The sequence below is a fragment of the Variovorax sp. GW821-FHT09D05 genome, from assembly GCF_059416325.1.
Genome location: NZ_JBWKOZ010000003.1, coordinates 690,169 through 701,918 on the forward strand (window position 1 = coordinate 690,169; position 11,750 = coordinate 701,918).

Genomic DNA, 11,750 nt, shown 5'->3' on the forward strand with positions numbered 1-11,750 from the left:
AAGCTCAATGAAATCCTTGTGCCAGCTCGCGCGTGACCTCGGCCGCAGGCAGCTCGCGGCAGCCCGTGGCGTTCTGCCCCGACCATAGCGGAGAGAAATCGCCGTTGCCCTGCGCCTCTGCCTTGGCGCGCAGGGGCGCGATGCCCGAAGTGGCCAGCGGAAACTCCGGTGCGGCCGCGCCGATGGGCCCCAGCTCGCGCATCACGCGGTTCACGATGCCGCGCGCCGGCCGGCCGGTAAAAAGATTGGTCAGCGCCGTATGCCGCGCGGCCCTGCTCTTGAGCGCCTCACGATGGAGCGCGCTCGTGGTTGCCTCGGGCGTCAGCAAGTACGCCGTGCCAACCTGCACGCCCGCGGCACCCATCGCCATGGCCGCGGCCACACCGGCTGCATCGGCAATGCCACCGGCCGCGATCACCGGCACCTTCACGGCGTGCACCAGCTGCGGCAGTAGCGCGAAAGTGCCGAGCTGCCGCGTCAGGTCATGCGACAGGAAATGCCCGCGATGCCCGCCGGCTTCCAGCCCCTGCGCAATGACCGCATCCACGCCGCGCGCTTCGAGCCACTGCGCCTCTTCGACCGTGGTGGCCGATGCCAGCACCTTCGCGCCCCAACCGTGCACCTGCGCCATCAGCGCTTCGGACGGCAGCCCGAAATGAAAGCTCACCACCGGCGGCTTGAACTCGGCCAGCAGGTCCGCCACTTCGGCGCTGAAGGGGTTGCGCCCCGGGCCGGTGGGAATGTTCGCCGCGTCGATGCCGAACTCGGCGTAATACGGTGCCAGCGCGGCGCGCCAGGTCGCTTCGCGTTCGGCGCTCGGCACCGGCGGGGTGTGGCAGAAGAAATTGACGTTGTAGGGCTTGGTGGTGCCCGTGCGGATGGCAGCGAGCTCGCTGCGCATGACGTCGGGGCTCAGCATGGCACCTGGCAGCGAGCCCAGGCCACCGGCATTGCTGACAGCAATGGCCAGCGCGCTACCCTGCACGCCGGCCATAGGAGCCTGAATGAGCGGAAGGTCCGTTCCGATGAGTTGTTGCAGCGTGGTCATTTGGAGCGCTCCTTGTTCGTGTGTCGCCGGGTGCCGGCCATTCTCCCGCCAAGCCGGAGGTTGCGGCGGCGGCGGGGTCATCATCGCCAAATGGCTTCGGCACAATCGCGCGCATGCCCATCCTGAACCCGACGCGGCCCGCTCACTCCCGGCCGCTGCAGCGCAGCATTGCTGCTGCCATTGCCACCGCCAGCCTCGTCATGCTCGGCGGCTGCCCGCAGAAAGAAGAAGCCCCCGCTACCACCGCCGACGCGCAGCCGGACAAAGCCGCAGTGGCCGTGGCAACCGCCGAGGCCGTTGCCCCCGCGGCACCGCCAGCATCACCTGCACCACCAGTGCCTCGCCCCACCGCATCGGCCACGCTCAAGCGAGCCGAACTCATGGCGCTGGTGTTCCCCGACTCCCAGGGCCCGGGCGCCTCGCCCCGACAGCCCGACACCGTCTCGCTGCCCGAGAGGGCCAACGAGGGCAAGACAGTGCCCGGCAGCGAGGCCGATCAACAGGCTCAGGTGTCGCCGCGCGAAGTGGTGCGGCTGGACGATACGCACGCCGTCATGCTGACCGAAACTGTGCCGCTCGACGACCGGGGCGAACCGATGAACGGCCACGTGAACGGCGCATGGCTCGGTGCCTACTTCTTCGAGCAGAGCGCCGAGGGCTGGAAGCTCGCGAGCCGCAGCGACGCTGTCGACTACCTCGGCTTCATGGGCAACCTCGGCACCACCAAGGTCGAGCGCATCGCACCCCAGCGCTTTGCGCTGACCATTGCCCACGGCAGTTGCTGGCAGGGCTACTGCGGGCAGTGGCTGTCGGTGTATGGGCTCGAAGCGGGCAAGGTGCGCGTGCTGGCAAGGGGCATTGCGCTGTCGGCCACCAATGAAGGCGCCGACGAGTCCTGCGAGAAAGCGCCCAAGCCCGGCAAGTCGGAAGAGCCGCCACGCGGCGCGTGCTTCGACGTCAGCGGCACACCGAGCTTTACGCTGGGCACCGACGAAGCGCCGGGCGAAATGCGCATCGGGTTCAAGGGCGAACGAACGAGCGGCACCAAAAACCGCCGCGTGCTCACCATCGACAGCACGCTGGTCTATGCCTGGCGCAACGGCACCTATGTGCTGACCGAAGGGCGCAACCCCGTTCCGTCGTTCTGACGGGCGGGCGCTGCGGCACCAACCCCGCCGGTTATTCCTCGCTCGTCCACTCAACCTGCACGCCCAGGCTGCGCAGGTTCTCCACGAAGCGCGGGTGCGCCCGGCGGATCGGCGCGGCGTTGCGGATCTCCGACTTGCCCTCGATGCTCGCCGCCACCATGAACAGCGCGATCGCCACGCGAATGATGTAGGGGCTCTCGACCACCGCGGGCGTCAGCGGATTGCCGCCGAAGGTAATGAGCCGGTGCGGGTCAGACGAGAACACGTGCGCGCCGAACTTCGAGAGCTCGCCCGTCCAGCCCAGCGCCCCGTCATACACCTTGTTCCAGAACATCGCATTGCCCTGGGCGCGCACGCCTAGCGCGATGAAGATCGGCAGCAGGTCCACCGGAAAGTACGGCCACGGCGCCGCCTCGACCTTGGTAAGCACGTTGCTCGTGAAAGGTGTCTGCACCTTCAGCGGACCAGTGCGGATGGCACGCGACCAGCCGTCCGCATGCTCGATCTGCACGCCGAACTTGGCGAAGGTGCGGTCCAGCAGCGGAAAGTTTTCGGGGGCGCTGTTGCGCACGACCACGTCGCCGCCGGTGATGGCGCCCAGCGCCAGGAAGGTCGTGATCTCGTGGAAATCTTCGTCGAAGCGAAACTCCCCGCCCTTGAGCGCGCCGTTGCCATGCACCGTGAGCCGCGAGGTGCCCATGCCCTCGATGCGCACGCCAATCATGGCCATGAAGCGGCAGAACTCCTGCACGTGCGGCTCCGACGCGGCATTGGTCAGCGTCGAGGTGCCGCCCGCGGCGGCTGCGCACAGCACGAAGTTCTCGGTGGTCGTGACCGAGGCGTAGTCGAGCCAATGGTCGGTCGGCGTAAGCCGGCCCTTGCTGCGCACCAGCAGCGAGCCCTCGGTGCGCTCGACCTCGCCGCCGAAGCGCTGGAACACCTCCACGTGCGGATCGATCTCGCGCACGCCCAGCGTGCAGCCCTTCACGTTGTCTTCAAGCCGCGCAACGCCGAAGCGCGCCAGCAGCGGCGGCACCAGCATGATCGACGAGCGCATCTCTTCGGGCAGCCGGTGCAGCGATGCGTCGAAAGTGGTCTCGCGGTGATGCAGCTCGAGCGTGCCGGTCTCGTGGTCCATGTGCACGTCGCTGCCGAGGGTGCGGAAGATGTCGAGGATCTTGCGCACGTCGGTGATGTCGGGCACGCCATGCAGGCGCAGCGGCTCCCAGGTGAGCAAAGTGGCACAGAGCACCGGAAGCACGGCGTTCTTGTTGGCGGAGGGGGTGATGCGGCCACGCAGCGGCGTACCGCCGTGCACGATGAGGTTGGACATGAAGAAGAAGAAACAGAAACGGGGGGAGCGGGAGGCGGCGGGAAAAGGGTCGGAAACAGTCCGAAACCGGAGACGGGCACTTTACCGTCTGAAACCCGCATGTACGGGGCCGAAGTTGTAAGAACTTCAAAGCAGAAGCCACTGAGTTGGCAATTCTTTCGCATTACTGCGCGCCAGCAAGTTCGGTCAGGACAGCCGGTTTGCGGTACTTCATGATCGCCGCATGGACAACCCGATGCCCCGCGAGCCCGACATATTCGTCCCCCTCATGGCCTGGATCGAGGAGCGGCTCGACGACCACCTCACGCTCGAACTGATCGCGCAACGCGCGGGCTTTTCGGCGTACCACTTCTCCCGGATGTTCACCGCCCGCATGGGCCGCAGCGTCATGGCGCATGTGCGCGGGCGTCGACTCGTGCGCAGCGCCCGCAGGCTCTGCAGCGAGCCCGGCGTGAAGCTCATCGATCTGGCCCTGGATTGCGGCTTCGAATCGCAGGAGGCTTTCACGCGCGCATTCAAGCGCCTCTTCGGCGCGTCACCCGGCCGCTTTCGTACCGGCTTCTCTCCTACCCCTATCGAAGGACAGTTTCCAATGAACTCCCCCAGCAGTACCCCCACGGCAGTGGCCCGATTGCCCGAATTGACCAGGCTCGAGGCGTTCCGCGTCGCGGGCCCATCCCGGCGCTTCGACGACGCGACGAAGTCCGACATTCCCCAACTGTGGTCTGCGCTTGTCGGTGCCTTGCCGCTGAAGGCCCAGACCCCAAGCTGGGCGACGTACGGCGTGGTCTGGAGCGTGGACCAGGAGGCCGGGAGCTTCATGTACATGGCGGGCGTGGGCGTGGAAACCCACGGCGATCTCCCCAAGGGCTTCGAAGTGAAGGAGATTCCGGCGGCAACCTACGTCGTTTTTCGCATCGCCCTGAACGGGTCCGCGCTGCACCCGCAAGTCAAGAGCGCCATGGCGATCATCTGGGGCGAGTTGATTCCCGCCTCCGGCTTGCGGGTCGTCGACAGCCCCGACTTCGAGATGTACGACGGTCATTTCGCGCCCGACCAGCCAGGGGCCGTGATCGACTTCTACGTGCCCGTGGAAGCCTGAGCTCCCGGGCGGTGCCCACTCACGACGAACTTGTTACTCCCCCGCCGCGCCCTCGCTCGCCTAAATTGGTTGCACCCAGCCAGCCCCGCTGGAAAACAACCTCGAAAGGACAACACAAATGAGCCACGCCTACACCGGCGGCTGCGCGTGCGGCGCAATCCGCTACGAGATCTCGGCCGAGCCGATCTTCCAGAACGACTGCCAGTGCCGCGACTGCCAACGCAAGAGCGGCACCGGCCACGGCTCGTACCTCACCTTTCCGCGCGCCGGCGTAAAGCACAGCGGCAATGCCACGCTGTGGGACATGGTCGGCGACAGCGGCAACGTCAAGACCCGGGGGTTCTGCCCGAACTGCGGCTCGCCCGTGTACCTGACCTTTGCGGCGATGCCCGACGTCTTCACCGTGCACGCCGCAAGCCTCGACGATCCTGGCCGGTACAAGCCGCAGGCGGTTACGTACACCGTGCGTGGGCATGGATGGGACTTTCTGGACCCGGCACTGCCCAAGTTCGACAAGATGCCGCCGATGTGATGGCCCTGCCCGTTGGCTCAACTGAGATCTACGGCACCTTGGCATAGCCCATCCCATCGGTCCAGATGTCTCGCATGCTCTCCAACAGGCTCTTCGGGATTCGCTGGTCACTGGCCATCAGGCCCAGCGTCTTCTGCATCCCCTGCGCGATTCGCGCGAGAACGAGTTCTGGCTTTGCGACCCCGCAGACCTTGCGGCCGAACAGCAGCAGTTCCTCGGTCGTCGGGTAGGCCTTCGTGTGGCCCTTGCCGGCGAAGAGCTTGAGCGCCAGTGTGCGGTCCTCGAGCTCGGGGCCGCCTTCATAGCGCGTGTACCGATAGAGCGCGGTTGTCACCACATCGAACATCGGCGCAAGGCGGCAGTCAGCGGTCGAGGTATAGAGCAAGCCGTAGTTCTTGAGGTGGCCATCGCCGTTGCGCACCATGATGCTGAACGCCACTTGCTCGAAAAACCGCTCGAGGTTCTCGCTGGGCAGTTGAAGGTACTGCATCAGTTCGGCGATGCGCTGGTAGCTTCCGTGGTACTTGCGGTCGGATTGGATGTCGCGCACCCGAAGATTCATCAGCGCCGCAATGTCCTCGAAACCGATCCGGGACCCATCCGACGCGATGTCGAATCGGTCGACCAGCAGCAGATGCCCGTCGTCCGAGAGGTCGAACGTGGGTGTCTCGATGCCTGCGTGGCCAGCAGCCGTCAGGCACATGAACTCGTTGGCCGACAGGCCCGGGTAGGACGGTGCCGCAGCCTTCACGATGATCGTGGGCACTGGAACGCTGACCCGATCCGGCACCATGATCTTCGGCTGCATGCCGGCAATGCCGGCGCCCGTGCTCAGGTATGCGCGCACCAGTTCGTCGAACACCTCTGGCGTGTAGCGGGTTCCGAGCAAGGTCTTGCGGTCGATGACCCGAGGCATCGCAAGCGGCTGCGCCCCCGGCAACCGAAAGCCCAACCGACCGATACCGTTGGATCCCACCACCGCGAGCATGTGCATCTGAGTGAGCTGTTGCTTGGGAAACATCGCTCGCAGACGCAGGTACAGGTCACCCTCGGGCAGGTTCTGATCCATCACAGCGAAGAGGTCGCCGTCCTGGTAAGTCGGCCGGGTCGGCGGCATGAGCAACGCGACGGCGGGCTGCTCCACACGGCCGTCGAGATACCGGAACTCGTAGACCGAGTGTTTGAGCAACTGGCCGGCCGGCTCGCCGGCGATCCCAACGTCGAGCTGCCTGATCTTTTCAGGAAGCATCGTCGTCATCCTGTCCAAAGCGTTCCGTAACTTCTTCCAGCGTCGGCATGCCCAGGCGCTCCAGGCTGATCGTGAGATCCATGGCACGCAGGATGTCAAAAAGCGAGGCAAGCGTGATGTCTTCCCCCCGCTCCAGTCGATAGAGAACATTGCGCGCGCGGCCCGAGCGCGCGGCGATGTCGGTCGCCTTCAGGCGGCCATCTTTTCGCGCACGTTGGATTGCCTGGCCCAGTTCGATGGGCAGTCTTATTTTGTCCTTCATACGACACATTATTAATGTATATAGGCTTAATGTCCATTAAACAGGACATTCCTAGCTCCGCTACCGGCCCGGCAACTCGATCACCTCGCGCACCAGGTCGATGAAGGCCCTCAGCCCCGCCGGCACGTTGCGCCGGCTCGGGTAATACAGGCAGATGCCCGGGTAGCTTGGCGACCACTCTTCCAGCAGCGGCACCAGCCGGCCGCTGGCCAGGTCTTCTGCGACGTGGAACATCCCCATGTAGGCAATGCCCACGCCTGCGCGCGCCGCCTCCAGCATCAGCAGGGGCTCGTCGAGCGTGATGGGGCCGGGCACGTCGAGCGTCATCGCCTCGCCGTGGCGCGCGAACTCCCAGCGGTAAACGATGCCGCTCGAAAACCGCCAGCGCACGCAGCGGTGCGCCATCAGGTCGTCGGGCACCTGGGGCGCGGGGTGCTTCTGCAGATATTGCGGCGACGCGACCACCACCATGCGCTGCTCGCCGCTCATGGGCACGGCCACCATGTCGCGCGGCACGGCCTCGGCCAGGCGAATGCCGGCGTCGAAGCCCTCGGCCACGATGTCGATCATCCGGCGCTCGGTCACGATGTCTACCTTCATGTCGGGGTAGCGGCGCAGGTACTCCAGCACCACCGGCGCGAAGATCATCTGCGCCGCACCGACCGAACTGTTGAGCCGCAGGGTGCCGGTGGGCGTGTCGCGCAGCTCGTTGGTCGCCTCCATGGCGCCGCGGATGTCGGCCAGCGCCGGTGCGATGCGCGCGATGAACTGCTCGCCCGCCTCGGTGGTAGACACGCTGCGCGTGGTGCGGTTGAACAGGCGCACGCCCAGCCGCGCCTCCAGCCCCGCCACCGTGGCGCTGAGGGCCGAGCGCGACATGCCCATGTCGACCGCCGCCGCCCTGAAACCGCCGTGCCGGGCCACCGCCAGCACCGCCTCCAGCTCTATCAATCCGCTGCTGTGCATGGTGGATTGTCCTGATTATCTGAATGACGCATGGTGATTTGGCCGGCTTCTCAAGTCAATGCTCGCGCCCTAGATTTGATTCAAGCCGGTTTTCCGCTCCGGCGAATCCAAGGAACACACCATGCGCAACATCGACCAGATCTACATCGACGGCGCCTTCGTCACCCCCCACGGGCGCGAACAGGCCGAGCTCATCAACCCATCCACCGAGGCCGTCATCGGCCACGTCACCCTGGGTGACCGCGAAGACACGCTGCGGGCCATTGCCGCCGCCAAGCGCGCCTGGCCCGCCTACGCGCGCACCACCAAGGCCGAGCGCATCGCGCTGCTTCACCGCCTGCATGCCGCGGTGCTCGCCCGCGCCGACGATATCAATGCCGCTACCACCGAGGAGTACGGCGGCCCCGTGTCCCGCGCCAGCTGGGTTGCACGGTATGCGGCAGAGGCCTTCCTGCTCGCGGCGAAGACGCTGGAGCAATACCCCCTCACCCGCCAGATCGGCAGCGCACAGGTCGTGATGGAGCCGGTCGGCGTGGCCGGCCTCATCACGCCCTGGAATTCCAACGCCGGCTTCATCTGCAACAAGCTAGCGACCGCGCTGGCCGCCGGCTGCACCGTGGTCATCAAGCCCAGCGAGATGAGCGCCATCCAGACCCAGGTGGTCACCGAGGCACTGCACGCCGCGGGCCTGCCGCCGGGGCTCTTCAACATCGTCAACGGCCGGGGCGACGTGGTGGGCGCGGAGCTGAGCAGTCACCACGACATCGCCAAGATTTCTTTCACCGGCAGCACCGCCGTGGGCAAGGCCATCCAGCGCGCCGGGGCCGACACCCTGAAGCGCGTGACGCTGGAGCTGGGCGGCAAGTCGCCCACCGTGGTGCTGGACGACGCCGACTTCGCCACCGCCATTCCCCTGGCGGTGACGGCCGGCTTCCAGAACAGCGGCCAGGCCTGCCTGGCCGGCACCCGCATCCTGGTGCCCGAACACCGGCTGGACGAGGCCATCGCGCTGGCCCGGGCGGCAGTCGAGGCCGCGAAGGTCGGCGACCCGCGCGATGCCGCGACCGAGATCGGCCCCATGGTCAGCCGCAAGCAGTGGGAGCGGGTGCAGGGCTATATCCGCAAGGGAACGGAAGAAGGCGCGCGACTCATTGCCGGTGGCGAGGGCCGCCCGGCAGGCCTCGCCGCCGGCTTCTACGTGCGCCCCACCCTGTTCGCCGGAGTACGCAACGACATGGTCATCGCGCGTGAAGAAATCTTCGGGCCCGTGCTCTGCCTCATTACCTACCGCGACGAGGAAGACGCCATCGCAATCGCCAACGACACGGTCTACGGCCTGCAGGCGGTGGTGCTGTCGGGCAGCGACGAACACGCCCTCGCCGTGGGCTCCCGCCTGCAAGCGGGCCGGGTGCTGATCAACGGCCTGCACCACGAGCCCCTGGCGCCCTTCGGCGGCTTCAAGCAATCGGGCATCGGCCGCGAGTTCGGCACCTTCGGGCTGGAGGCGTATCTGGAGCCCAAGTCGGTGATACGGGCGGCCTGAACTCGAAGGCCTTCCCTACCCCGTCAGTGCCTCGCACTGGACTTCGATACGGGCGTGAAGCAGGCCCAGCGTTGCCGAGAGAAGCCGCTGCAGCGAGGCACGCTGGCATGCATCGAATAGCGGCGCGGGGTCTGCGTCGGACGAAGCGGCATCGCGCCGGTCTTCGTCCCAGCCTAGCAACTGGATCAGTGTTTGCGCGCCCTGCACTACGTCGCGTGCGTCGTTCAGGAATGCGGCCTGGCTTTGTTGAGAAGGATTGAGCCGGTCGCCTTGAACCCATTCGAAGGGTTTGAACTGGGCGGTGGGACGATAGAGCGCGCAAGCACAACGGGCGTTGGTGCTTGCGTCGTTTGAAGAAGCATTGGCCATGGGCCTCCCAAGGATGTCGATTTGCAGAAACCGACGCACCCGCTGTCAAACGAGGGCGGCAGCTCGAACGGGTTGACAGACCGGGACATCCTTGCGGAAACCGGCAGGGCGCGAGCCCTCCCGTTCGAGCCGCCTAAAAAAATAGGCGCAAACGAAAAAGCCGCAGACCAAGTGCGGTAGCTGCGGCTTTCGTCGCAGGATGTCAGCGGGCTGTCAAACCCGACCTCGCTTATCGCGGGGCGGGGGCAATGTAAGCGGTGTTGATGGACCCCGTCAAGTTTGGGAGGCCGAGGCCCTCGTGCATACAACATTGAGACTTTTCAGTCTCCGAGCAGGCTTCGATGACCGCGCCTCGCGAGAGATTGCAACGCATTCGAAAGGGCAGCACTATCACCGGCCTCCCCAACAAATACGCATGACCATCACAAGCCCCCTCAATCGCATGAAGGCAAAAGAACGGATGCTGAGGATCTTTGCGCTCGCAAACGATCCCGCGACTGCAGCCAAACCGCTTTCGGACGATGAACTCGAAGCGATGCTCGACGCGATCCGTGAATTGATTCCGCTTCGGAAGCCTGCACAGCACGAGGCACTTGAACGTTTTCTCTATGCCGGAGCCTGTCGCTTTGATCGGTGGTTTCCGCCGACTCCCTTCGTGGTTCCCCCATCCAACGCCGAGAAGTTCTCCAAGTTTGCTGCGGCACTCTCGCGCGCGGAACGCGATCACCCATTAAACAGCCCCGTGTTTCAACTGCACGCGATCAAGGACGAAATCTTCCATCGACTAGATGGCATCGCTCACAGCGACATTCCAGAACAGGTACTGAGGCAATTCCGTGAAAAGCTGGAGCGGGTTGCATCGCCCGAGAGCTCTACCAAACAGGCGGAGTTCTCACAGCAAAAGGATGAGATTTCGATGCTCCTTCGCGGCATCGGCGACGGCAGCTTGCAGACGATCCTCACGTTCGACATTCCCTATTTGCTCCACAAGCAGAAGCTCAATCTGAGCTTTGTATGGCGCGAGATCCCGATGCAAATCTTCATCACTCCTCGCTTCCGTCCTCTCGAGGAGACGTTCTTTGGCGCGGCGGAGGGCGCGGCGCTCTCGGTAGGCGCATCACGGTGGCAAACGGGGACATCGCACGTCACCATCCAGATGGCAGCGCTGTTGGATGGCAGTGCCTACACGGAAAGTCTTCAGGCGTTCGTTGACCAAGACCCAACAATCGAAGGCTGGCCAAAATCGTTTACCTGGGCCTTCCTGATTTTTAGTGACATGACATGGCGATTGAAGGCCGACCATGGCGGGCACCAGGACTGGATTCCCGCGCCTCGCGATCTGTCTGCCTTGGAATACTCGATCAAGACATCGGAACGCGAAAGCCTCGCGTTCATTGCAAAGGGTTCGCCGGCGGCTTTAATTGAGATTTTCGAACCCAGTGACGAGGTACTTGCCATTGAACTCAAAGCACTCGATTCGCTGCCATGGCCTCAGGAATGTCGCACGAGAGCCAGCATGTACTTGGAATTGGGCGACACAAATGAGGCCCTGTTCTGGCTCAACGTGTCTGTGGAGTCGCTGGTCGCTGGTCGCTTCAAGGAGATTGAGCAAGCGACGGGTGAAACAGGCCTCGCAGAGGCTTTGGGCAGCCCCAAAGAGTTCTGGGATCAGGCGGAGCAGATATTGAGCAAGCAGTTCCCCGACATGGCCGACAAAGTGAAATGGCCTTCTGCCCCCATCCACGTCAGCGTCTTCGGAAAGCTGAAAGTGCTCTATCGCCGAGTCGCCATGAGAACCTCCCTAGAGGAACTCCTCCGAAAGTACCGCGACGTTTCTGGCGAGCGCAATGACTTATTCCACGGCACACGTACGGGTCGCGTGTCCGTCGCCGCCGTGAGAAAGGCGTTCGACGCTCTGGCGTGGATCGATGAAAACATGTGGCCGCAGGCACCGGGGGCGGTCGCGCCCTCACCCTCCTAGGTCGGGCAGACAGACATTTTCCGGCTTGCCTTGCCTGCTTGGGATTAGCCGCAGGACAACGAAGCGGCTGAATGCTTTGACCCAAAATAGCGCCGCTGTGCACCCCGAAGAAAGTCCTTTCGGATTCAGCTCCGAATCGCCTAGGGAACGTCTGATCAAGTCGTAGATTGATTTGATGACGAGGACGCGTGTTGAGTTGCTGCGCTTGCGGGCTCAT

11 protein-coding genes are annotated in these 11,750 nt (G+C 64.6%); 5 read left to right on the forward strand and 6 right to left on the reverse strand.

The window, feature by feature from the left end; all coding sequences use genetic code 11:
* Positions 1-4 precede the first annotated feature (4 nt).
* Positions 5-1,048, reverse strand: coding sequence for an NAD(P)H-dependent flavin oxidoreductase (locus AC07O3_RS11235; protein ID WP_495339325.1), 1,044 nt, complete (start codon positions 1,046-1,048; stop codon positions 5-7).
* A gap of 113 nt (positions 1,049-1,161) precedes the next feature.
* On the opposite strand from AC07O3_RS11235, the gene AC07O3_RS11240 reads away from it, so the two are divergent.
* On the forward strand, positions 1,162-2,196 hold the full coding sequence (locus AC07O3_RS11240) for a hypothetical protein (protein WP_495339326.1): 1,035 nt from the start codon (positions 1,162-1,164) through the stop codon (positions 2,194-2,196).
* Positions 2,197-2,227: 31 nt separating this feature from the next.
* Here AC07O3_RS11240 and AC07O3_RS11245 read toward each other — a convergent pair whose 3' ends face one another.
* On the reverse strand, positions 2,228-3,529 hold the full coding sequence (locus AC07O3_RS11245; protein WP_093055537.1) for a UDP-N-acetylglucosamine 1-carboxyvinyltransferase: 1,302 nt from the start codon (positions 3,527-3,529) through the stop codon (positions 2,228-2,230).
* Positions 3,530-3,752: 223 nt separating this feature from the next.
* Here AC07O3_RS11245 and AC07O3_RS11250 point away from each other — a divergent pair, with 223 nt between their 5' ends.
* Both AC07O3_RS11250 and AC07O3_RS11255 read left to right on the forward strand, forming a co-directional pair.
* Positions 3,753-4,631 carry an AraC family transcriptional regulator gene (locus AC07O3_RS11250; protein WP_495339327.1) on the forward strand — a complete coding sequence of 293 codons (879 nt, stop codon included), beginning with the start codon at positions 3,753-3,755 and terminating at the stop codon, positions 4,629-4,631.
* Between the two features lie 118 nt (positions 4,632-4,749).
* Entirely contained in the window at positions 4,750-5,163 is a 414-nt protein-coding gene (locus AC07O3_RS11255) for a GFA family protein (protein ID WP_093073234.1), read from the forward strand.
* 28 nt (positions 5,164-5,191) lie between these two features.
* Here AC07O3_RS11255 and AC07O3_RS11260 read toward each other — a convergent pair whose 3' ends face one another.
* The 3 genes from AC07O3_RS11260 to AC07O3_RS11270 are packed head-to-tail and all read right to left on the reverse strand — an operon-like array spanning position 5,192 to position 7,640.
* Entirely contained in the window at positions 5,192-6,421 is a 1,230-nt protein-coding gene (locus AC07O3_RS11260) for a type II toxin-antitoxin system HipA family toxin (RefSeq protein ID WP_256216609.1), read from the reverse strand.
* Entirely contained in the window at positions 6,402-6,674 is a 273-nt protein-coding gene (locus AC07O3_RS11265; RefSeq protein ID WP_256216607.1) for a helix-turn-helix domain-containing protein, read from the reverse strand. Before AC07O3_RS11265 ends, AC07O3_RS11260 begins: the two co-directional genes overlap by 20 nt.
* A 60-nt stretch (positions 6,675-6,734) precedes the next feature.
* Positions 6,735-7,640: a LysR family transcriptional regulator gene (locus AC07O3_RS11270; RefSeq protein ID WP_093073232.1), complete on the reverse strand. Its 906-nt coding sequence runs from the start codon at positions 7,638-7,640 to the stop codon at positions 6,735-6,737.
* Between the two features lie 121 nt (positions 7,641-7,761).
* Between AC07O3_RS11270 and AC07O3_RS11275 the strand changes: the two genes are divergently transcribed.
* On the forward strand, positions 7,762-9,183 hold the full coding sequence (locus AC07O3_RS11275; protein WP_440531883.1) for an aldehyde dehydrogenase family protein: 1,422 nt from the start codon (positions 7,762-7,764) through the stop codon (positions 9,181-9,183).
* Positions 9,184-9,198: 15 nt separating this feature from the next.
* Here AC07O3_RS11275 and AC07O3_RS11280 read toward each other — a convergent pair whose 3' ends face one another.
* Complete coding sequence (locus AC07O3_RS11280) at positions 9,199-9,552, reverse strand: hypothetical protein (protein ID WP_440531884.1); 354 nt, start codon at positions 9,550-9,552, stop codon at positions 9,199-9,201.
* A gap of 415 nt (positions 9,553-9,967) precedes the next feature.
* Between AC07O3_RS11280 and AC07O3_RS11285 the strand changes: the two genes are divergently transcribed.
* Entirely contained in the window at positions 9,968-11,533 is a 1,566-nt protein-coding gene (locus tag AC07O3_RS11285; protein ID WP_495339328.1) for a hypothetical protein, read from the forward strand.
* Positions 11,534-11,750 lie beyond the last annotated feature (217 nt).